Origin of the sequence: Ciceribacter sp. L1K23, from assembly GCF_018122705.1 — a bacterium.
Classification (GTDB): Bacteria; Pseudomonadota; Alphaproteobacteria; order Rhizobiales; family Rhizobiaceae; genus Allorhizobium.
Window position 1 is genome coordinate 2670960 of sequence record NZ_JAGRRC010000001.1, and the last position, 23044, is coordinate 2694003.

At 63.4% G+C, this 23044-nt stretch carries 15 protein-coding genes; 12 read left to right on the forward strand and 3 right to left on the reverse strand.

From position 1 onward, the window contains the following. Window positions 1–57: 57 nt before the first annotated feature. The 4 genes from J5J10_RS12910 to J5J10_RS22665 are packed head-to-tail and all read left to right on the forward strand — an operon-like array spanning window position 58 to window position 6142. Window positions 58–1842: a calcium-binding protein gene (locus J5J10_RS12910; RefSeq protein ID WP_211930187.1), complete on the forward strand. Its 1785-nt coding sequence runs from the start codon at window positions 58–60 to the stop codon at window positions 1840–1842. A 54-nt stretch (window positions 1843–1896) separates the two neighbouring features. After that, a complete protein-coding gene (locus J5J10_RS12915; RefSeq protein WP_211930188.1) occupies window positions 1897–4512 on the forward strand; it encodes a calcium-binding protein in 2616 nt (871 codons plus the stop codon). 57 nt (window positions 4513–4569) lie between these two features. Further along, a complete protein-coding gene (locus J5J10_RS12920; RefSeq protein ID WP_211930189.1) occupies window positions 4570–4707 on the forward strand; it encodes a hypothetical protein in 138 nt (45 codons plus the stop codon). Continuing rightward, window positions 4679–6142, forward strand: a complete 1464-nt coding sequence (locus J5J10_RS22665) for a calcium-binding protein (RefSeq protein ID WP_282959989.1) — start codon at window positions 4679–4681, stop codon at window positions 6140–6142. Before J5J10_RS12920 ends, J5J10_RS22665 begins: the two co-directional genes overlap by 29 nt. Before the next feature lie 12 nt (window positions 6143–6154). Here the strand turns inward: J5J10_RS22665 and J5J10_RS12930 are convergent, their stop codons facing one another. Both J5J10_RS12930 and J5J10_RS12935 read right to left on the reverse strand, forming a co-directional pair. After that, the gene (locus J5J10_RS12930) at window positions 6155–7045 is read right to left on the reverse strand and encodes a bile acid:sodium symporter family protein (protein ID WP_211930190.1); all 891 of its coding nucleotides are present in this window, start codon (window positions 7043–7045) and stop codon (window positions 6155–6157) included. Window positions 7046–7126: 81 nt separating this feature from the next. After that, the gene (locus J5J10_RS12935) at window positions 7127–8170 is read right to left on the reverse strand and encodes a helix-turn-helix domain-containing protein (protein WP_211930191.1); all 1044 of its coding nucleotides are present in this window, start codon (window positions 8168–8170) and stop codon (window positions 7127–7129) included. 559 nt (window positions 8171–8729) lie between these two features. Here J5J10_RS12935 and J5J10_RS12940 point away from each other — a divergent pair. The 8 genes from J5J10_RS12940 to J5J10_RS12975 all read left to right on the forward strand — a co-directional run bounded on the left by J5J10_RS12940 (window position 8730) and on the right by J5J10_RS12975 (window position 22442). Beyond that, on the forward strand, window positions 8730–11276 hold the full coding sequence (locus J5J10_RS12940; protein WP_211930192.1) for a calcium-binding protein: 2547 nt from the start codon (window positions 8730–8732) through the stop codon (window positions 11274–11276). A 142-nt stretch (window positions 11277–11418) separates the two neighbouring features. Further along, entirely contained in the window at window positions 11419–13998 is a 2580-nt protein-coding gene (locus J5J10_RS22670; protein ID WP_211930193.1) for a calcium-binding protein, read from the forward strand. A gap of 193 nt (window positions 13999–14191) precedes the next feature. After that, entirely contained in the window at window positions 14192–15316 is a 1125-nt protein-coding gene (locus J5J10_RS12950) for a helix-turn-helix transcriptional regulator (protein WP_211930194.1), read from the forward strand. A 113-nt stretch (window positions 15317–15429) separates the two neighbouring features. Beyond that, on the forward strand, window positions 15430–17391 hold the full coding sequence (locus J5J10_RS12955; RefSeq protein ID WP_211930195.1) for a type I secretion C-terminal target domain-containing protein: 1962 nt from the start codon (window positions 15430–15432) through the stop codon (window positions 17389–17391). 129 nt (window positions 17392–17520) lie between these two features. After that, window positions 17521–17754 (forward strand): DUF2171 domain-containing protein, encoded by a 234-nt coding sequence (locus J5J10_RS12960; protein WP_211930196.1) that lies wholly within the window; start codon window positions 17521–17523, stop codon window positions 17752–17754. A gap of 147 nt (window positions 17755–17901) precedes the next feature. Next, window positions 17902–19305, forward strand: coding sequence for a calcium-binding protein (locus J5J10_RS12965; protein ID WP_211930197.1), 1404 nt, complete (start codon window positions 17902–17904; stop codon window positions 19303–19305). A 139-nt stretch (window positions 19306–19444) separates the two neighbouring features. Beyond that, window positions 19445–20854 (forward strand): calcium-binding protein, encoded by a 1410-nt coding sequence (locus J5J10_RS12970; RefSeq protein ID WP_211930198.1) that lies wholly within the window; start codon window positions 19445–19447, stop codon window positions 20852–20854. 166 nt (window positions 20855–21020) lie between these two features. Next, a complete protein-coding gene (locus J5J10_RS12975) occupies window positions 21021–22442 on the forward strand; it encodes a calcium-binding protein (RefSeq protein WP_211930199.1) in 1422 nt (473 codons plus the stop codon). A gap of 74 nt (window positions 22443–22516) precedes the next feature. On the opposite strand, the gene J5J10_RS12980 is transcribed toward J5J10_RS12975, so the two are convergent. Continuing rightward, window positions 22517–23038: a chemotaxis protein CheW gene (locus tag J5J10_RS12980; protein ID WP_349252067.1), complete on the reverse strand. Its 522-nt coding sequence runs from the start codon at window positions 23036–23038 to the stop codon at window positions 22517–22519. Window positions 23039–23044 lie beyond the last annotated feature (6 nt).

The following is a 23044-nucleotide window of genomic DNA, read 5'->3' on the forward strand; positions in this document are numbered from 1 at the left end:
CTGAAAATGCCCGCGACACGGGAGCAGGTTTGAAACAACACACAAGGGAGAAAGAACATGGCGACGACGATCACCACGGACTGGAGCGGCACCGCGACGTATCTTGAGGTGCAGGACGACGAGCATTACATCCTTGCCGCAGGCGTCAGACTGGTGACCATCGATTACGCTGCAATCCAGTTCAACGGTGCACGCAGTCAATTCGATATCGAAGGACAGATTGTCGGCGCCAGTGGCATTCGGGGCGTCTGGGGAATGGTCACCGACGACTCGACCGTCAATGTCGGCGCAAGCGGGGTCGTAATGGGATTTGATCATTACGGCATCTATCTCAGCGCGGACGGACAGTCGATCACCAATGACGGCCTGATATGGGGCGGCGATGCCGGTATATCTCTGCAGCAGTTTGCTGCTTTTTCCGGCGATCCGTCACTGATCACCAACCGGGGAACCATCACCAGTCTGTACGCTGGGGTGCTGCTTGAGGGAGACACTGGCAGTACCTTCGAGATCCACAATACCGGGGTCATCGAGGGCGGTAGCTATTCGATTACATCCGTGTCCTACGGCGTGGACCGCATTATAAACAGCGGCGTCCTGAAGGGCGACGTGCGCCTTTATGATGACAATGACTATTATGATGGCCGGCTGGGAACGATTGTGGGTGTTGTCGAAGGTGGCTTTGGCGACGACGAGCTGCTGGGCGGGGCCGGTGACGAGATCTTCGACGGCGAAAATGGCAACGATATCCTGAGCGGCGGTGGCGGCAATGACACCCTGGAAGGAGGTTTCGGCGACGATGTTCTCAATGGCGGGTCCGGCAACGACACTCTGGATGGCGGTACCGGCGCCGACGTCCTTGATGGCGGAACCGGCGCTGACTTCATGGACGGCAGAGAGGGGGATGACATCTTTTATGTCGACGACGCCGGCGACGTCGTCAACGAACGCGTTGCCGACGGCACCGACACTGTCAACGCGTCCATCTCATACAACCTCACAGCCAACGTTGAAAACCTCGTCCTGACAGGTTCCGCCAACCTCAACGGAACCGGCAACGACCTCGCCAATAGCCTGACCGGCAACGCCGGCAACAACGTCCTGAACGGCGGCACCGGGGCCGACCGGATGGAGGGAGGCCAGGGCAACGACACCTATTATGTCGACAACGCCGGTGACGTGGTGGTCGAGAGCTCCAACGGCGGCATCGATACTGTGCGGGCGGCCCGCAGCTACACCCTTGGCAGCAATGTCGAAAACCTCGTTCTGACAGGCACCGGCAACCTCTCCGGCACCGGCAACAGCCTCGCGAACAGCATCACGGGCAATTCCGGCAACAACACGCTGAACGGCAGTTCCGGTAATGACACGCTGTCGGGCGGCTCGGGCAATGACCGTCTGCTCGGCGGCTCCGGCAACGACGTCCTGAACGGCGGGTCCGGCAACGACCGGATGGAGGGCAGTTCCGGCAATGACCGCCTGACCGGCAATTCCGGCGCCGACGTGCTGTACGGCGGCTCGGGCGCCGACCGCTTCATCTTCAAGGCGCTCTCCGACTCGACCGTCTCCTCGTCGGGTCGCGATGTCATCGAGGATTTCTCCCGCAGTCAGGGCGACAGGATCGACCTTTCGGCGATAGACGCCTCGACGAAATCCTCCGGCAACCAGGCCTTCTCCTTCATCGGCGAGAAGGCCTTTACCGGCAAGGCCGGCGAACTGCGCTACGTCAACTCCGGCGGCGACACCTTCATCTATGGCGATGTGAATGGCGACAAGACCTCGGATTTTTCGATCCGCATCGACGCCAACATCGACTTGGTGAAGGGCGATTTCATTTTGTGAGACGGCGCCGCCAGGGGTACCGGCCGGCAGATTTTTCCAGAAAGGATGTTGTTGATGACAATTCAGGCGACGGCAGGTTCTGAGTTCACGGCGGAGAACATCGCCTCCGGATCGACCGGCTTCCATTCCATCACGGCGCTTGCCGATGGCGGCTGGGTGATCACGTCGTTCGGTCTGGGCCCAAATGGCATCTCGAACGCGGTTTATCAGCAGCGCTTCACCCCCGATGGAACGGCGATGGGCAGCCCCACGGTCGTCAATACCGATACGAGCTACAACGCAGGCGAACCGGCCGTGACCGCCCTTGCCGATGGCGGCTGGGTGGTGACGTGGACATACCAAACCGGCGGCAGCGACTTCATCGGCCATCAGCGCTATGCGAGCGACGGCAGCGCCTTGGGCGGAGAGGCTGCTTTCGACAGCGCTTGGCCGTATGTGGGTTCGCCCGCGATCTCCTCCCTTGCCGATGGCGGATGGGTGATCTCCTGGCAAAGCAACTTTGCTGACGGCAATGACTTGGGAATCAGCCAGCGCCGGTTCGATGCAAACGGACAGCTCATCAGCCAGGGGATCGTCAATACGAGGTGGCAGGGTGATCAGGCGCACCCGGATGTGATTCCGCTTGACGGCGGCGGCTGGCTGGTCGTCTGGAGCCACTCCGGTCGCGTCATCGGTCCCGGGATCTATTTCCAGCGCTACGCCGCGGATGGCACGTCCCTCGGCTTTGAGAATCCCATCGAAGACAGCTACACAAACGGCGACGAGACGCCCGTGGCAGCCGCCCTTGCCGACGGGGGCTGGCTTATCGTCTGGATGGGCGGCAACGACGAGCACGACATCAGGATGCAGCGCTTCGCCGCCGACGGCAGCCTTTCCGGGTCCGAGACGCTCGTCAACACCACCACCGTAAATGCCCAATGGTCGCCGGATGTCGCCGGGCTCGCCGATGGCGGCTGGGTGGTCGTCTGGCAATCGGCCGATCCAAGCGGCGCTGGCATCTACATGCAGCGCTACGCCGCCGACGGAACGGCGGTCGGCGGCGAAACGCTGGTCAATTCCACAACGGTCGGCAACCAGATCGAGCCCGTCGTCACCGCGCTTGCTAATGGCGGCTGGGTGGTGAGCTGGGCCTCTGAGGGTGACATCGTGCATCGCTGGTACGCTCCCGACATCGACGGCACCGCCGCTGACGATACGATCTCCGGCACCGTCCTCGGCGAATTGATGCGCGGTCTTGCCGGCGACGACGTCTACCAGGTGAACAGCATCTATGATGTCGTCGAGGAGGACGCCAATGGCGGCACGGATACCGTCCGCGCCTCGGTCACCTTCACCCTCGGCGACAATGTCGAACACCTCGTGCTGACCGGCTCGGCGAACATCGACGCCACCGGAAACGATCTCGACAACCGCCTGACCGGCAATACCGGCGACAACCTGTTGCGCGGCATGGCCGGCGACGACACGCTCGACGGAAAAGCCGGCGCGGACACGATGGAGGGCGGCGCCGGCAACGACACCTATTATGTCGATGATGTCGGCGATGTCGTGCGCGAAACCGCCTCCGCCGGCAGCGACACGGTCCGCGCGGCGCTGAGCTATGCGCTCTCGGCCCATGTCGAGAACCTCGTCCTTACAGGCACCGCCAACATCGACGCCACCGGCAACGGGCTTGCCAACAGGCTCACCGGCAATTCCGGCGACAACGTTTTGAACGGCGCCGCCGGCGCCGATACTATGATCGGTGGCGCGGGCGACGACACCTATTACGTCGACAATGCAGGCGACGTCGTCACCGAGCGATCGGGCGGGGGACACGATACCGTCGACGCTTCGGTCTCCCATACGCTCGCCGCCTATGTCGAGGATCTCGTGCTGATCGGTTCCGCCAGCATCAACGGCACCGGAAACGGGCTTGCCAATATGATCGTCGGCAATGCCGGCAACAATGTGCTGAACGGCGGTGGCGGCGCCGACACGATGTTGGGCCGCACCGGCAACGACACCTACTATGTCGACAACGCGGGCGACATCGTCGTTGAAGCGGCAAACGCCGGCACCGACACGGTCCGCGCCAGCCGCAGCTACACCCTCGGCAGCAACGTCGAAAACCTCGTGCTGACAGGCACCGGCAACCTCTCCGGCACCGGCAACAGCCTCGCCAATGTGATCACCGGCAACACCGGCAATAACACGCTGTCGGGTGCCGGCGGCAACGACATACTGCGCGGCAGCAACGGCAATGACAGCCTTCTCGGTGGCTCCGGCAACGACCGCCTCGAAGGCGGTTCCGGCAACGACCGTCTCACCGGCGGCGCCGGCTCCGACAAGCTCTACGGCGGCACCGGCGCCGACCGTTTCGTCTTCACGTCTCTCTCCGACTCGACGGTCTCCTCCTCCGGCCGGGACACGATCCTCGACTTCTCGCGCAGCCAGGGCGATAAAATCGACCTCTCCGCCATCGACGCCTCGACCAAGTCTTCCGGCAACCAGGCCTTCTCCTTCATCGGCGAAAAATCTGCGTTCTCGGGAGCGGCGGGCGAACTGCGCTACGTCAACTCCGGCGGCGACACCTTCATCTACGCCGACGTCAACGGTGACAGAAAAGCCGATTTCGCCATCCGGATCGACGCGACCATTGACTTCGTGAAAGGCGATTTCATTCTGTAGGGCCGGAAGCCGGGCAGGCAACCAGATGGCGATATCCGATCCCGGAGTGCCGTTGCCGTGACGCGCGACACAGGCGCTATCCGCGCCATCGTGCGATCCTCCGCACCACCCCGCAAGGTCGTGGCTGCTGCCCGGCTGAAGGGTCTGGCGACGGGAGAAGTGCGCGATGGCAACGATTACTATAACAGGTCTTGATCTTGACGGCGCCACCGTGTCCGGCGGCGATGATGTGATTGTCGCGCAGAACGCGATCGTTTCGGCGCCGGTCTTCGACGGGCTGCAGGCGCCCGGAACGGACCATGCAATCGATATCCACGGCCTCGTCTACGGGCTCAGGTATTCGCTATATGCTGGCTCCAGCGCTGGAACCGCCGGAAACATTCGCGTCACCGTTCACGAGACAGGCGTTCTGGACGCGACCCAGGCGGGGTTCCGAATGCAGTCCTCCGGCAGCCTGATCGAGAATGCTGGCAGGATTTCCGGCGGCTTCGGCATTGAGGTCGAAGCCGATGGAACGGGAACGTCGACGATCACCAACACAGGTGTCATCAGCGGCACGGACGATGACGGCGTCAACGCCGGCATCATCCAGCTCGGCTCGGAACGGATGGTCATCACCAATACCGGAACCATTTCGGGGCCGTTGATGGCGTTCAACGGTGCGTCAGGCGGCGACGGCATCACCGAGATCACCAATAGCGGCCGGATGAGCGGGGATGTGTTGCTGGGCGGCGGCGCCGACCTTTACGACGGACGGCTCGGAACCATCCTCGGCACTGTCTATGGCGGCGCCGGCGACGACGTGATCCAGGGCGGCACCGGCAACGAGACGCTGGATGGCGGCGACGACGACGACGACCTGCAGGGCAATGCCGGCACCGACACCCTGCTGGGCGGCGCCGGCAACGATACGCTAAACGGCGGCGCCGGAGCCGACACCATGACCGGCGGCGCCGGTAACGACACCTATGTGGTCGACAATGCCGGTGACGTCGTCGTCGAAGCCTTAAACGGCGGCACCGACACGGTCCGCGCCGGCCGCAGCTACACCCTCGGCGCCAATATCGAGAACCTCGTGCTCACAGGCACCGGCAACTTCGCCGGCACCGGCAACGACCTCGCCAATACCCTATCAGGCAACACCGGCAACAACACGCTGACAGGCCTCGCCGGCAACGACACGCTGAACGGCAATGCCGGCAACGACACCCTCCTTGGCGGCATCGGCAACGACACGATGAACGGCGGCTCCGGCAATGATCGCCTGACGGGCGGCACCGGCGCCGACACGCTTACCGGCGGCACCGGCGCCGACCGTTTCGTCTTCACGTCTCTCTCCGACTCGACGGTCTCCTCCTCCGGCCGGGACACGATCCTCGACTTCTCGCGCAGCCAGGGCGATAAAATCGACCTCTCCGCCATCGACGCCTCGACCAAGTCTTCCGGCAACCAGGCCTTCTCCTTCATCGGCGAAAAATCTGCGTTCTCGGGAGCGGCGGGCGAACTGCGCTACGTCAACTCCGGCGGCGACACCTTCATCTACGCCGACGTCAACGGCGACAAGACCTCGGATTTCGCGATCAGGATCGACGCCAACATCGACCTCGTGAAGGGCGATTTCATTTTGTAGGTGGAAAATCCGTCAGGCAACGCCATCAGGCGCGGTCGCTGGTAAGCTGGAAGACCGGCTCCGTCGCCACAGCACGAAGGGCATGGTCAAAATCCAGGCGGTGATCGAGTAGATGACCGAGGGCAGAGTCGTGTCGGGCAGGCCGGTGCTTGTCGCAGCCACCGCCAGGCCGACGGCGATGCCAAGCGCACCGTTCTGGGTGCCCGTTTCGATGGCGATCGCCGTCATGTCCCGCGCGGGCAGGCGGGCGAGAGAGGCCGTCAGGCAGCCGACGGCCAGAAGCGTGGCGTTGAGCGCGATGAGCACGGGCCACAGCGATCCGATATTGTCGGCGAAGGCCTGCCAGTTGGCGATGACAGCCGCGACGATGGTCACCAGGAACAGCCACATCGAAAACCGTGCAATCGCCGCGGAGCTTTTTGCGACGAAGCGGGGAAAATACCGGCGCACGAGAACGCCGAGGCCGACCGGGGCCGCCGTCAGCACGAAGACCGTGAGACCGAGCCCGGTCACATCGAGCGCCGGCGCCTCGGCGCCGCGAAAATACCCGACGGCAAAGGCCACCACCAGCGGCAGGGTCAGCGTCGCGGCGAGCGAGATCACCGCCGTCAGCGAGATGGAGAGCGCCACATTGCCGCCGGCCAGCCGTGTCGCCGAGTTCGACAGCACGCCGCCGGGGCTGGCGGCCAGGATCATCAGCCCGACCGCCAGTTCCGGCGGCAGGGAAAACAGCATTGCCAGCACGAAGGCGGCAAGCGGCACCACCAGCATCTGGTTGAAGGCGCCGAGCGCGAACGCCTTCGGACGAAGAGCCACCTCGGCGAAATCTCGCGGCCCGAGCTCCAGGCCGAGCGAGAACATGATGACGATCAGGATGAGCGGCAATACGATTTCGATAAGCATGTCGAACCTTGGCAAACGGGCGTCGGCGCTCCCGATGAACGGCGCCGGCAGAAAAAAACGGGTCGGTCAGGCGGCCGGCGCTCAGGCCGGCTCGGTGCGCAACAGCCAGTCCACGAAGGTGCCGGTGTCGGCGCTGGCCGGTGCCGCGCCGCTTCGCGCCGCCGCGCGGGCCTCGGTCGGGCTGAAACCGTATCGGGCGTGGAACTGCCGGTAGAAGGACGAAAGGTTGGTAAAGCCGTATTCGTAGGCGATCGAGCTGACCAGCCGGCCGTCCGACGTCTTCGAGAGCGCGGCATAGCAGGCGGCGAGACGGCGATTGCGGATATAGGTCGCGACGCCACCCTGTTCCGCGAAGAGATAATAGAGCTGGCGGCGCGACACGCCGATCGTGGCGCAGATCTGGTCGGCGCTCAGGTCGGGCGAGCGGAGATTGGCGTTGATGTGGCGACGCGCCCGGTCGAACTGCACGGCTGCGATCGGCGCCTGCGCGCTTTCGAGCGTCGCCGGCGTGCCGGCGATCATCGCCCGCATCAGCTGTCCGAACGCATCGCCGACGGCCGAGGCCTCGCCGACCGTCAGATGGTTGGCGCGGTTGGCGATCGATACCAGGAAATCGCGCAGGATCTGCGACATCGGCCCCTGCACCAGTTGATGCGCGGCGCGGTCCAGCTGGTCGGCGATGTCCCAGAAGTCGTCGCGGGTGAAGAACACGCCGCTGTAATTGGTTTTGTCCATCACGCCGGAAAAGGGGCTGGCATAGGAGTGCAGGATCAGCTGGCCGGCCGGCACCTTGAACTCGCTGTCCCGGCTTTCGTAGCCCACCGGCCCCTGCGTCACCACGCTGATGCACCAGTGGTCGAAGCCGGATCGCCGGACGATATCGTGCGTGTAGCGGAAGTTCATCGGCGAGAGCTCGAACGAGGTCAGTTGCAGCGAGCCGAGGCGATAGGAATCGGCGCTGGCGCGAAAGCCCTGCGAGGGCGGCGTGATCGCCTCCAGGTCGCACATCGATGACGTGAACTCGCACCAGGCGTCGAACTGATCCTCCTGCCGGATGCTTTCGGTCGAAAACCTGAAGTTCGGTATCCGCGTCCGGTCGCCGGCCAGGCTGTCATGTAGGCTCATTTGCAGTCGCTCGCTTGAAATTCTTTTATGAGGTGATTTTCGTATCAAATATCGAAACCGGGGCCGTTCTGGTGCCCCGGTCGGAGGGCCATGCACGCAAACCGCGTCGCAGCGCCGCAAATGCATTCCACGGCGTATCGTTCGGAAAATAGCCGTCGCTGCACAAAACGCAATGACTTGTGCACGCACCGCGATTTGCGGGGCCGCGCCGATTTTTTTCCAAGTGGTAAAAGTTCACCGTTTTGTGCTCCGGCCGCTACCGGCTGATCCCGGCTGCGGTTCTCCTACGATTTCACAAGGGGCGCGGCATGTGATGCGCGGCACAGCAAGTGCGGCCGCCGATCTGGCAAGGGGGGGGCGATTGAACGCGACCACGCCGCTGCCCGGAATGGAAAGATGACGAAGACATCCGACACCGCCTGCGCGCGGCGGTGATGAAACAGCAGGGCTGTGCCTCAAGGCACGGCGATCGCGCCCGGCGGAACCGCATGAGGCGGCATGTACGAACCCGCCGGGCGCGACACGACGACCGTTTTGAACGATTTGAAGGACCAATGAGATGAGCTCGAACGCAACCGGAACCAAAGAAATCGTTGTCAGCACGACAGCCGCGAGCGGGATGAACGACCCGAGCGTCACCTTGCTGCCGGCTGGCGGCTGGATCGCCATCTGGTCGGCGACTGACGACGCCGATGACACCCATATATTTATGCAGCGCTTCGACGCAGCGGGAAATCCGGTGGGCGCCGAAATCCCGGTGGGTGATCCTGAAGTAGAGCATTTTAAGCCGACGGTGGTCGCTCTTGCGGACGGCGGCTTTATCGTGACGAGCGACGGGGGCCCGATCGTCCAGCAGCGTTTCGACGCCGATGGCAATACGGTCGGCGCGGAAACGCAGGTCAATACGACCGGGGGCGATGTTCGTCTTGTCAAAAGCGTGGCTCTTTCCGACGGCGGCTGGGTCACGACCTGGCAAGCGGGTGCCGGAAATGAGGACGTGTTGCAGCAGCGTTTCGACGCCGACGGCAATACGGTCGGCGCGGAAACGCAGGTCAATACGACGACGTCGGGTCGGCATGTCTTCCCCGACTTGGTGGCCCTTTCCGACGGCGGCTGGGTTGTTACATGGTTTGTCGTCGACGGGAATATATTCCTGCAGCGGTTCGACGCCAATGGGGATAAGGTCGACGGCGAGACGCGGGTCAATTCGACGAGCGCGGGATCGCAGCGATTTCCGGCCGTTGCCGCGCTTTCGGATGGTGGCTGGGTGGTGACCTGGGAGTCGCCCGATGCCGACCAGACCGGCATTTTCCAGCAGCGCTACGACAGCGACGGCGACGCCGTCGGCGGGGAGACGCAGGTCAATACGACCAGCACCAGTTTCCAGAGCGATGCGGACGTCGTCGCGCTTTCAGATGGCGGCTGGGTGGTGACGTGGCAGTCCTTTGGCCAGGATGGCGACAGCTACGGCATTTATCAACAGCGCTACGATAGCGACGGCAATGCGGTCGGAACCGAGACGCTCGTCAATGTGACGACGGAAGGCTACCAGGATAGTGCTTCCGTGACCGCCCTGCCCAATGGCGGCTGGATCGTCAGCTGGGTATCGGAGGACCCGGTTACCTCTAGGCCAGTCGTCCACCAGCGCATCTTCGCCGCCGATATCGAAGGCACCTCGGGCAATGACACCCTGACGGGCACCGTGTTCGACGAGACGCTGATCGGCGGCGATGGCAATGACAGGCTCGACGGCAAGGCCGGGGCGGATCGCATGGAGGGCGGCGCCGGCAACGACACCTATTATGTCGATAATGCCGGCGACGTGGTGGTCGAGGAGGCGGATGCCGGCACGGACACGGTGCGCGCCAACCGCAGCTATGCCCTCGGCGCCAATGTCGAAAACCTCGTGTTGACAGGGACCGGCAATACCAGCGGCACCGGCAACAGTCTGGACAACGTCATAACGGGCAACAGCGGCAACAACAGCCTCAGTGGAGGCTCCGGCAATGACCGCCTGATCGGCGGTTCCGGCAACGACACCCTGAATGGCGGTTCTGGCGCCGACCGGATGGAGGGCGGCGCCGGCAACGACACCTATTATGTCGACAATGCCGGCGACGTGGTGATCGAAAGCTCGGGCGGCGGCACCGACACCGTGCGGGCAAGCCGCAGCTATACCCTCGGCGCCAATGTCGAGAACCTGGTGCTGACGGGCACGGGCAATACCAGCGGCACCGGCAACGGCCTCAACAACGTCATGACCGGCAACAGCGGCAACAACACGCTGAATGGCAGTTCCGGCAATGACAGCCTCAATGGAGGCTCCGGCAATGACCGGCTGATCGGCGGTTCCGGCAACGACACGCTGAACGGCGGCACCGGCGCCGACCGCATGGAAGGCGGCTCGGGCAACGACACCTACTATGTCGACAATTCCGGCGACGTCGTGGTCGAGAGCTCGAACGGCGGCACCGACACGGTGCGGGCAAGCCGCAGCTACACACTCGGCAGCAATCTGGAAAAGCTCGTGCTGACGGGCACGGGCAATACCAGCGGTGCCGGCAATTCGCTCTCCAACACGATCGGCGGCAATTCCGGCAACAACACGCTGAACGGCTACAGCGGCAATGACAGTTTGAGCGGCGGGGCCGGAAACGACAGCCTGTACGGCGGCTCCGGCAATGACAGCCTTCTCGGCGGCTCCGGCAACGACCGGATGAAGGGCGGCTCCGGCAATGATAAGCTGACCGGCAGTTCCGGCGCCGACGTGCTTTTCGGTGACTCGGGCGCCGACCGCTTCATCTTCAAGTCCCTGTCGGACAGCACGGTCTCGTCCTCGGGCCGCGACACGATCGAGGATTTTTCGCGCAGCCAGGGCGACCGGATCGACCTCTCGGCCATCGACGCCTCGACCAAATCCTCCGGCAACCAGGCCTTCTCCTTCATCGGCGAGAAGTCCTATTCCGGCAAGGCGGGCGAGCTTCGCTACGTCAACAAGAGCGGCGACACCTTCATCTACGGCGACGTCAACGGCGACAAGATCTCCGACTTCGCCATCCAGATCGACGCCAATATCGACCTCGTGAAGGGCGATTTCATTCTGTGAGCGGGCCGGGGACGGGGACGTCGTGGGCGCTAGCCGCGACGCTCTCCGGCAACGATGCCCGGACCATGATTACCGCAAACGTCGATGTCTCATCGGCGACGCCCATGTCGCGCCGCCGCGAACAACATAGAAGGGAAAGCAGATGAGCTCGAACGCCACCGCACAGGCAGAAACAACCGTCTACACAGGGGATAACGGAACCGTCAGAGATGCCGGTATCGCAACGTTTGCCGATGGTGGTTGGCTCACGACATGGCGCGCACGGACAAGCGATGACGACGATGCACCGATGGTTGTCCTCCAGCAGCGGTTCGATGCCGCCGGCAATACCGTAGGCGAAACGGTCACTGTTTTTGAAGCTCCCGGCAGCGCGTATGGTCCCGCTGTTGCCACTCTCGATGATGGCGGATGGGTGACCGTGATGAGGACCGGCGGCGAGGACGGATTCGGTATCTACCAGTTCGTTTTCGATTCGAACGGCAATGCGGTCGGTTCGCCCGAGCGTCTCGACATGACCAACAAGTCGGGGTCAGATCCGCAGATCACGACGCTCGCGGATGGCGGCTGGGTCGTTGCCTGGGGCGGCAGCGGTAGCAACACGGCTGTCTATCAGCAGCGGTTCGATGCCGATGGCGACAAGGTCGGCGGCGAGACGGCGGCCAGCCCCACCAATGTCTCTTACCCGAGCACTGACGCTGTGATCGCCCTGCCGGATGGCGGCTGGATCACCTTCTGGATGTTTTATAACGACAGCACGGCGCGTGACGTGTTCATGCAGAGGTTCGATGCGGACGGCTCTCCGACCGGTCTCATGTCGATGGTCAACACGACCATTCAGGACAATCAGGCTAGCCATGATGCAGCCGTTCTCGCCGATGGCGGCTGGATCGTCACCTGGAACTCCGGGGACCAGGATGGAGACAGCGATGGGGTCTATCAGCAACGCTATGATGCCAACGGAAACGAGGTCGGCGGTGAAAGCAGGGTGAACACCACGACCGAGGGCAGCCAGAAGGAACCCTCGGTCGCCGCGCTCGATGACGGCGGCTGGGTCGTCGTCTGGCAGTCCTTTGGCGACAGTCAGCGCGGCATCTATCAGCAACGCTACGACAGCGACGGCAATCCGGTTGGCGGCGAGGAATTCGTTGCGACGACCGAGGAGGCCTATGGCTATTTCCCCAGCGTCGAGGCCCTGCCGGGCGGGAATTGGGTCGTGACCTGGGCCGCCTTAAATGGATTCGAAATCAGAGCCGTCCACCAGCGCATCTTCGCCGCCGATATCGAGGGCACCTCGGGCAATGACACCCTGACGGGCACGGCGTTCGACGAGACGCTGATCGGCGGTGATGGCAATGACAGGCTCGATGGCAAGGCCGGGGCGGACCGCATGGAGGGCGGCGCCGGCAACGACACCTATTATGTCGATAATGCCGGCGACGTGGTGGTCGAGGAGGCGGATGCCGGCACGGACACGGTGCGCGCCAACCGCAGCTATACCCTCGGCGCCAATGTCGAAAACCTGGTGCTGACAGGCACCGGCAATACCAGCGGCACCGGCAACAGTCTGGACAACGTCATAACGGGCAACAGCGGCAACAACAGCCTCAATGGAGGCTCCGGCAATGACCGGCTGATCGGCGGTTCCGGCAACGATACCCTGAACGGCGGCACCGGCGCCGACCGCATGGAAGGAGGCTCCGGCAACGACACCTACTATGTCGACAATTCCGGCGACGTCGTGGTCGAGAGCTCGAACGGCGGCACCGACACCGTGCGGGCAAGCCGCAGCTACACGCTCGGCAGCAATGTCGAGAACCTGGTGCTGACGGGCACGGGCAATACCAGCGGCACCGGCAACAGCCTGAACAACACGATCACCGGCAACAGCGGCAACAACACGCTGAACGGCAGCTCCGGCAATGACAGCCTGAGCGGCGGTGCGGGCAATGACCGCCTGATCGGCGGCTCCGGCAACGACACGCTGAACGGCGGCACCGGCGCCGACCGCATGGAAGGCGGCTCCGGCAACGACACCTACTATGTCGACAATTCCGGTGACGTGGTTGTCGAAAGCTCGGGCGGCGGCACCGACACGGTGCGGGCAAGCCGCAGCTATACGCTGGGCAGCAATCTGGAAAAGCTCGTGCTGACAGGCACGGGCAATACCAGCGGTGCCGGCAATTCGCTCTCCAACACGATCGGCGGCAATTCCGGCAACAACACGCTGAACGGCTACAGCGGCAATGACAGTTTGAGCGGCGGCGCCGGCAACGACAGCCTGTACGGCGGTGCCGGCAATGACAGCCTTCTCGGCGGCTCCGGCAACGACCGGATGAAGGGCGGCTCGGGCAATGACAAGCTGACCGGCAGTTCCGGCGCCGACGTGCTTTTCGGCGACTCGGGCGCCGACCGCTTCATCTTCAAGTCCCTGTCGGACAGCACGGTCTCGTCGTCCGGCCGCGACACGATCGAGGATTTCTCCCGCAGCCAGGGCGACAAGATCGACCTCTCGGCCATCGACGCCTCGACGAAATCCTCCGGCAACCAGGCCTTCTCCTTCATCGGCGAGAAGTCCTATTCCGGCAAGGCCGGCGAGCTTCGCTACGTCAACTCCGGCGGCGACACCTTCATCTATGGCGACGTCAACGGCGACAGGAAATCCGACTTCTCGATCAAGATCGACGCCAATATCGACCTCGTGAAGGGCGATTTCATTCTGTAGCCATAAACGGTGGACCGGGCGCCAAGGCGCGCCCGGCAGTCCTGCCAGCCCCCGGGCGCCGCAAGCCCGCAGTATGCTTCAGAACGCCCGTCATCTCTGTTATTGTTCTGCGACATGTCCCGCTCGAAGGACGGGGAACAAGCCTTGCACTTTGTGAATTGTGCGGCAAACGAGATCGGTTGCGGGGTTTTCCGTGGAGCATCTGGAGCGGGATGTCAGGGAGCGCATCTATGATGCGGTGTTCGAGCCCGATCTGTGGCTTGATATTCTGACGGTGACTGAGGCGCTGTCCGGGGCGGCCAGCAGTTCGCTGATCGTTTTCGATGCCACCAATCCGCTGCGGTTCGTTTCCACTCCGCGTTCACGACCGCTGATGGAGCGGTTCGTGGGCGAGGGGCTGTGGCGTGACAATCGCCGCATGCTGCATTATCAGGCCAATCCCATCACCGGCTTTGTCCGCGCCGACGAGTATTTCGGCGCGGGCTTGCTGGCCGCCGATATCCCCCACCGGCTGTGGGCGGAGCATGGTCTGGGCGCCCAGGTCGGCACGATCATCGCCATGCCCACCGGCCAGGTCGTGGCGCTCGCCTTCGAGCGCTGGCTGGCCGACGGCCCTTTTCCCTCTGGCGCGCTCGCGACCTTCCAGCGCCTCTATGCCGATTTCGCCCGGGCCTGCCTGATCGGCACGCGCATGGCGACCGTGAAGGAGCGGGAACGGCTCGATGCGCTGACGGCGCTCGGCATCCCGGCCGCCATCCTGGGCGCCGGCGGCCGCCTGCGGGCCGCGAACGCCGATTTCGAGGCCCTGCGCAGCCTGTTCGTGCCGCTTGCCTATGACGGACTGGCGATCAATGACCGCGCGGCGGATACGATCTACCGCGCCTCGCTGCAGGATCTTCTGGCCGCAGGCGGCGGCGACGGGACTCCCACGCCGACGGTCCGCTCGATCGCCGTGCCGGTGGCGGACGACCGTCCCCCCATGCTGGTTCATCTGATGCCGCTCGGGCGGGTGGGGCTGGATCTCTTTTCGTCCGGCCGCGTGCTCGTCGCCGTCTCGCCGCTTTCGGCGTCAGGACTGGTGCCGTCACCGACGCTGCTGTCTGGCCTGTTCGACCTCACACCGGCCGAGGCCCGTCTTGCCCGTTTCCTGGCGGGAGGCGGCTCGGTCAAGGCGGCCGCCGCATCCTTCGCGGTCACGGAAAAGACCGCCCGTACCTATCTGGAGCGCATCTTCCGCAAGACCGGCGCCACCAGCCAGGCGCAACTGGTCGCGCTGTTGAACAGCGGACCGGCCTCCGGCGTTTCCACGCCGGACTGAAAGTCCGTGGAGCGCAATTTTCTGTCTGCCGGTCGGCATATGCCGACTGCCGGCGCTCCCGTTTCTTCCTAGCTTGCCCGGCATCGGGCCAACGATGACCGGGAGAAACAGCTTTGTCGAACGCGACCGGAAACGCCATCACACGCGTCAACATCTACACGACGAATGATCAGGACAACGCGGCAATCACGCTCAGACCGAATGGCGGCTGGGTCGTGGTCTGGGAGTCCGACGGGCAGGACGGAAGCCTCAATGGAATCTATCAGCGGATCTACAATCCGGATGGTTCCGCCGCAGGCGGTGAAACGCGGGTCAACGGAGCGACGCTCTTCAATCAGCTTGCGCCCGAGGTTCGGGTTCTTGCCGATGGCGGCTGGGTGGTCGTCTGGCAAGGTCTCGACCCCGCGCTTGATACCTTCGGCATCTGGCAGCAGCGCTACAATGCCGACGGTTCGCCCAAAGGATCGGAAACCCTGGTCAACGTCTACACGCCCGAGAGCCAGACGAGCCCGTCGCTGGCGGGACTCGTCGACGGTGGCTGGGTGGTCACATGGCAGTCCTATGGGCAGGACGGCAGCAATGAAGGCATCTACCAGCAGCGCTACGGGGCCGATGGCGTGCGCGTCGGCGCGGAAACGCGGGTCAACACGTATACCACGCAAAACCAGAGGTATTGCGAAGTGACGGCCTTGGCCGACGGTGGCTGGCTTGTGACGTGGCAATCCTTTGGCCAGGACGGGAGTTCCGATGGCATCTATCAGCAGCGCTTCGATGCTTCGGGCGCAAGGTCTGGCGCGGAGACGCTTGTCAACACGCGGACGCAATCCGCGCAGGCGGATAGTCAGGTAACCACCCTTGCCGATGGTGGCTGGGTGGTCACTTGGAGCTCGACTGGAGCGATACTCAGCGAGACCACGATCGTCCAGCAACGTTTCACGGCGGATGGCGGTCGCTATGGCGGGGAAGTTTTGGTCAGTGAGCTCGATACCTCCTCAACTGGGTCTGATGTCGCAAGTCTTGCCGATGGCGGCTGGGTCGTCGTCTGGTCGTCCAGCGGCGACATACATATGCAGCGGTACAACGCCGACGGCTCTGCTGCCGGTGCGGAAACCCGCGTCAACGACGTCACCGCCGGTACTCAGCGCGAGGCTTTGGTCGTCGGACTGCCCGATGGCAGCTGGGTCGTCAGCTGGTCCAGCGAGTTCGAGGACGGATCGGGTTACGGCGTCTACCAGCGCCGATATGCCGTCGACGTGACCGGCAGCAACCGCTCCGAGACGCTCACCGGCACGGCCTTCAACGAAACCCTGCGCGGTTATGGCGGCAACGACACGCTGGACGGCAAGGGCGGCTCCGACCTGATGCAGGGCGGCACCGGCAACGACACCTATATCGTCAATTCGACGGGCGACAAGGTGCAGGAATTCGTCGCCCAGGGGACCGATACCGTCAAGGCGTCGATCTCTTACACCCTGTCCGCCACGCTCGAAAATCTCGTGCTCACCGGCTCTGGCAATCTGAGCGGCACCGGCAACAGCGGCAACAACACGATAACGGGCAATACGGGCGCCAACACGCTGAACGGCGGCGCCGGCAACGACACGCTGAGCGGCGGTTCAGGCAACGACCGTCTCCTCGGTGGCTCGGGCAACGACACGCTGAACGGCGGTTCCGGCAACGACCGGATGGAGGCAAGCTCCGGCAACGACCGCCTGACCGGCAATTCCGGCGCCGACATCCTCTATGGCAGCACGGGCGCGGACCGCTTCATCTACAGGTCGCTCTCGGACTCGACCGTCTCGTCCACGGGCCGCGACACGATCGAGGATTTTTCGCGCAGCCAGGGCGACAAGATCGACCTCTCGGCCATCGACGCCTCGACCAAATCCTCCGGCAACCAGGCCTTCACCTTCATCGGCGAGAAGGCCTATTCCGGCAAGGCGGGCGAACTGCGCTACGTCAACTCCGGCGGCGACACCTTCATCTATGGCGACGTCAACGGCGACAGGAAATCCGACTTCTCGATCAAAATCGACGCCAATATCGACCTCGTGAAGGGCGATTTCATCCTCTGACGACAGGCAGCACTGTAGGGGCGAGCGAGGGCGGTGCTTTCCGGCGCCGTTTCTCCGTTCGCCGCCGGACAGGAACCCATTCCCGTGTCCGCCGTTCTTCTCCCGCCATATCACACGCGGGAGAAGGCCATGTTATCGGCGGAGCGGATCAGGATACGCATGAAGGTCGTCGGCGCCGATGGCCTGCCCGTCGGCACCGTCGACCGGATCGAGGGCGATAATCGCATCCGGCTAATGCGCGCCGACAGCCCCGACGATCGCGACCACGCCATTCCGCTGAACTGGGTCGACCATGTCGACGCACACATCCACCTGTCGCTGACGGCCGGGGAGGCCCAGCAGCGCTGGGAAACGGTGCTCTGACAGCACCCGCGCGCTGCGGCTTCGCTCCCAAGCACGTGAGAAAAAGTGAAGCTCGTCCGGCAGGGCCAACAACCGACTTCACTCGCGTTTGACGCGAACCTGTGGTTTAATTCCCGTCAGTGATAACCAGTGACAGGGGACATGACCATGGCATTGCAGATCATTGGCGCGAATACCATCGGCACCGGCGTGCGCGCCGCTCTCGGAACCACGGACAGCGTGTATGTCGCAAGCGGCGTCGTCGTCGGCTCGACCAACGATATCGCCGTACTGGGCATCGGCAGCGGCCACCGCGCCGATATCTACGGCCAAGTGGTCGGCGGTGACGATGCGATCGTGCTGGGAGACGACGCGTCCGTCGATTCCGGGCAAGGGATCGAGGTCCATTCCGGCGCCATCGTCCATGGCGTCGATGCCGCAATACGGATATTCAGCCGGAACTCCAGCATCGACAATGCGGGAACGATCAGTGGCGGCACCTACGGCATGTGGCTCAGCGGGATAGGCACGTCATCGACCACGACCGTCACCAATACCGGAACGATCAAGGCGGCATACGGGATTGTACGATATTCGTCGGACGAAAAACTGGTGCTCGTCAACAGCGGCCGGATCGAAGCGTCCGCCGTCGCGTATTATTCCATTATCTCGACTTCTGTCGACGAGATCACCAATACGGGCCGGATAACCGGCGATATCGGGCTCGACGGCGGCAACGATCTCTATGACGGCCGCTCGGGGCGGCTGACCGGCGATGTCTATGGCGGCGACGGCAATGACCGCCTCTATGGCGGCGTCGACAATGACAACTTCCTCGGCGAGGCCGGAAACGACACGCTGCGCGGCTATGCCGGCAATGACCGGCTCAATGGCGGCGCCGGCGCCGACCGCATGGAAGGAGGCACCGGCAACGACACCTACACGGTGGACAATGCCGGCGATCTGGTGGTCGAACTCTCCGGCCAGGGCACCGATACCGTTCGGGCCTCGCGCAGCTATACGCTCACCAACCACGTCGAGAACCTGATCCTCACCGGCACCGGCAATTTCTCCGGCACCGGCAACAGCCTCGCCAACGCGATAACAGGCAACAGCGGCCACAACACGCTGAAGGGCCTTTCGGGCAACGACACGCTGAAAGGGGCGGCAGGCAACGACCGGCTCGAAGGCGGCTCCGGCGCGGACAAACTCGTCGGCGGCACAGGCACCGACAAGCTCTACGGCGGAACGAGCGCCGACCAGTTCATCTTCACGAGCCTCGGCGACAGCACGGTTGCCTCGGCCGGGCGGGACACGATTTACGACTTCTCCCGGTCCCAGAAGGACAAGATCCACCTGTCGTCCATCGATGCCGACAGCACCGCCTCCGGCAACCAGGCCTTCACCTTCATCGGCAAGGCTGCGTTTTCCCGCGACGAGGGAGAGCTCCGCTACAAGTTCTCCGGCTCCAACACGATCGTCGAGGGCGATGTCGACGGCAACGGCACCGCCGACTTCGCCATCCTGCTCGCCGGCCGTATCGATCTGGTGAAGGGCGATTTCGTGCTCTGAGAGGCAACAGCGCCCCCGAGTACAGACACACGCGCCGCAGCCGATTGTGCTCCCCGACAGACTCCCGCATGCCGCGACTTCATGCTTAACTTAACGTTAACTGTATGAGGCCGCGGCCGAAAAAAGGGGAGTATAGATCATGGCATTGCAGATTTTCGGGAGTAACAGCATCGGCACCGGCATCCGGGCGGACCTTACCACAACGGACAGCATTTTTGTCATGGCAGGCGTCACCGTCGGTTCGACGAACAGCACCGCGATCTCGGGCACAGGTAGCTTCCAGCGCGCGAACATTTACGGCAATGTCGTGGCCGCCGACACCGCGATCGAGATGGGTAACGACTATGCGGCCGACAATGGTGAGGAGGTTGTCATTCACTCGGGAGCGCTCGTTCACGGCGACTTTATCGGTGTCTATATAGGGGCATACGGTACGACCATCACCAATGCTGGCACGATCTCCAGCCTCACATATGGCATAGCGGCCGGAGGAAACAATAACAGCGCGACATCCACCATTACAAACACTGGGTCGATCACAGTTGACGGCGTTTACGCGCTATACCGTCTAGGCGGTTCGACCGAAAAACTGGTAGTCAACAACAGCGGGTCCATCACGGGGACCTACGCATTTTACGGCAATTTCGCCACGGCCGTCGACGAGATCACGAACACGGGCCGGATGAATGGAACAATCGACCTCTTCGGAGGAGACGATCTCTACGATGGGCGCTCTGGCCGACTGACCGGCGCCGTCTATGGCGGCGACGGCGCCGACCGGATCTATGGCGGCATCGACAACGACACCTTCTATGGTGGCAACGATGCCGACACGCTGAAGGGGTATGCCGGCAACGACACGCTCGATGGCGGAGCGGGCGCCGACCGCATGGAGGGCGGTGCGGGCAACGACAAGTTCTATGTCGACGATGCCGGCGACGTGGTGGTCGAGGCCTCCGGCCAGGGCACAGACACGGTTGAATCCACGATCGCCTACACACTCGGAGCCAATGTCGAGAACCTGATCCTCGCTGGCGCCAGCAATATCAACGGCACCGGCAACAGCCTCGCCAATACCATCACCGGCAACACCGGCAACAACACTCTGAAGGGCCTCTCCGGCAACGACACGCTTCTCGGCGGCACCGGCAATGATCAGTTGGAAGGCGGAACGGGCACCGACAAACTCACCGGCGGCACCGGCGCTGACAAGCTCTACGGCGGAACGAGCGCCGACCAGTTCATCTTCACCGCCGTCGGTGACAGCACCGTTGCCTCCTCCGGCCGCGACACGATCTTCGACTTCAGCCATTCCCAGGGCGACAAGATCCACCTTTCCGCCATCGACGCCCAGACCGGTACCGGCGGCAACCAGGCGTTTTCCTTCATCGGCAAGTCGGCCTTCTCCGGCGACGAGGGAGAGCTCCGCTACAAGTTCGCCGGCGCCAACACCGTCGTTGAGGGCGATGTCGACGGCAACGGCACCGCCGACTTCGCCATCCTGCTCGCCGGGCGGATCGATCTGGTGAAGGGCGATTTCGTGCTGTAGCATCCGCAACCGTCCGACGGCCCGACGCGGCATATGTCACGGCTAAAAGTTATGCGCGTCCGCTAACTGTTATGCCGATCCTGCCGTTTCGGCCTTCGCCCCTCCCGTCCGCCGCCGAACTGTGTTCTGCCTCCCGCCGCATTTCAGCGACAGGGAGCATACTTATATGGCACTGCAGATCATCACCACCAACTCGGTCGGCACGGGCGTCCGGGCAAACCTCGGGACATCGGACTCGGCCATCGTCATGGCCGGTGTCACTCTAGGCTCGAACGGCACCAGCATTGGCGATAGCGCGATTGGCGGTACCGGCTCCTACCATGTCGTTGAACTTTACGGCAATGCGGTCGGCGTCTACGCTGGTATCTCGCTCGGGGATTCGCAGACGAATGACTACTGGCAAAGGGTCAACGTTCACGAGACTGCGCTGGTCTATGGCTCCTATACGGGCATAGTCCTGAGCGGCACCTCCTCCAAAGTGGTCAATGAGGGGATGGTCGTGGGTCAGACGATCGGCATCACCTTCGGCGGCGAAGGCGGCTCCACCAGTTCAACATTGATCAATGCCGGGAAAATCCGGTCCGACGGCGTCGGCATTTACCGGGCCAACGACAGCACCGAAAAGCTGGTGATCGCCAACAGCGGCGTGATCGAGGCCGACTTCGCCTTGTGGGGCAACAACACCACGGCGATCGAGGAGATCACCAACACGGGCCGCATCATCGGGCATCTCGACTTTTCCTATGGCAACGACCTCTATGACGGCCGCTCCGGCACCATCGCTGGAGAGGTCTATGGCGGCGGCGGCAATGACCGCCTCTATGGCGGGGCAGGCGGTGAGACCTTTTATGGCGGTGCGGACAACGACACGCTGCGCGGCTATGCCGGCAACGACATCCTCGACGGTGGCAGCGGCGCCGACCGCATGGAGGGCGGCACCGGTCATGACCGTTTTTACGTCGACGATGCCGGCGACGTTGTGGTTGAACTCTCCGGCCAGGGCACCGACACGGTCGAAGCCAGGATCAGCTACACGCTGGGCGCCAATGTCGAGAACCTTGTCTTGAAAACCGTCATAAGCAGCGCTCCGAGAACACTGGCGTCCGCCGGCATTGACGGAACCGGCAACGCCCTTGCCAACGTCATCACCGGCAGCATCATCGCCAACACGTTGAAGGGACTGGACGGAAACGACACCCTGAAGGGCATGGAGGGCAACGACAAGCTTTACGGCGGGGCAGGGGCCGACAAGCTCTACGGCGGTACCGGTGCCGACCGCTTCGTCTTCACGGCGCTCGCAGACAGCACCGTCTCGTCTTCCGCTCGCGACATGATCTACGACTTCAGCCAGTCGCAGGGCGACCGCGTCGATCTCTCCGCCATCGACGCCTCGACCAGGTCTTCCGGCAACCAGGCTTTCTCCTTCATCGGCGAGAAGTCCTACTCCGGCAAGGCAGGCGAACTCCGCACCGTCCATTCCGGCGGCGACACCTATGTCTACGGCGACGTCAACGGTGACAAGAAATCCGACTTCGCGATCCGCATCGACGCGAACATCGACCTCGTGAAGGGCGATTTCATCTTGTAGCGCACGGAAAAAGGGGTCGGGAGCGATATCGCACCCGACCCCTGGATCGTCCGTTTTGCGTTCGAGGTGTCGCCTCAGAACTCCTGCCAGCCGTCGGCTCCGCCACCACCGCCGCCGCCGCCGCCGCCGCCGGTGGCGTAGCTGTTGCCGGAGGCGAAGAGTTCTTCGAGGTTCAGGAAGCAGATCATGTTGCCCTGGTGGGCAAGCAGGCCCTCGGTGAAATTGGTCGCCTGACCGGCGCTCTGCGGCACCGGCTGCAGGCTGTCGGCCGGCACCGTCAGGATGTCCGACACGCCCTCGACGAGAAGGCCGAGCGTCATGTCGTTGACATCGGTGACGATGATGGCGCTGCGTTCGCTGGCCTGCGTGCCCGACATGCCGAGCTTGACCGAGAGATCGATGATCGGGATCACCTTGCCGCGCAGGTTGATGACACCAAGCATCTCGTAGGGCGAATGCGGGATCGGGGTCGCCGGCGCCCAGCCGCGGATTTCGCGGATCGACCGCGTCTTCACGCAGAACGACTGGTCGTTGATCTTGAAGGCGATGATTTCGAGGAACTGCGGCGTGGAGGCTGTGGCTGCTGCGGTCGACACGTTGGG

Excerpts from the sequence above, each read along its gene's own strand:
- J5J10_RS22665 (WP_282959989.1), top strand. The coding sequence starts at position 4,679 with ATGGCAACGATTACTATAACAGGTCTTGATCTTGACGGCGCCACCGTG.
- J5J10_RS12930 (WP_211930190.1), bottom strand. The coding sequence starts at position 7,045 with ATGCTTATCGAAATCGTATTGCCGCTCATCCTGATCGTCATCATGTTC.
- J5J10_RS12965 (WP_211930197.1), top strand. The coding sequence starts at position 17,902 with ATGGCATTGCAGATCATTGGCGCGAATACCATCGGCACCGGCGTGCGC.
- J5J10_RS12940 (WP_211930192.1), top strand. The coding sequence starts at position 8,730 with ATGAGCTCGAACGCAACCGGAACCAAAGAAATCGTTGTCAGCACGACA.
- J5J10_RS12960 (WP_211930196.1), top strand. The coding sequence starts at position 17,521 with ATGTTATCGGCGGAGCGGATCAGGATACGCATGAAGGTCGTCGGCGCC.
- J5J10_RS12970 (WP_211930198.1), top strand. The coding sequence starts at position 19,445 with ATGGCATTGCAGATTTTCGGGAGTAACAGCATCGGCACCGGCATCCGG.
- J5J10_RS22670 (WP_211930193.1), top strand. The coding sequence starts at position 11,419 with ATGAGCTCGAACGCCACCGCACAGGCAGAAACAACCGTCTACACAGGG.
- J5J10_RS12910 (WP_211930187.1), top strand. The coding sequence starts at position 58 with ATGGCGACGACGATCACCACGGACTGGAGCGGCACCGCGACGTATCTT.
- J5J10_RS12915 (WP_211930188.1), top strand. The coding sequence starts at position 1,897 with ATGACAATTCAGGCGACGGCAGGTTCTGAGTTCACGGCGGAGAACATC.
- J5J10_RS12935 (WP_211930191.1), bottom strand. The coding sequence starts at position 8,170 with ATGAGCCTACATGACAGCCTGGCCGGCGACCGGACGCGGATACCGAAC.
- J5J10_RS12975 (WP_211930199.1), top strand. The coding sequence starts at position 21,021 with ATGGCACTGCAGATCATCACCACCAACTCGGTCGGCACGGGCGTCCGG.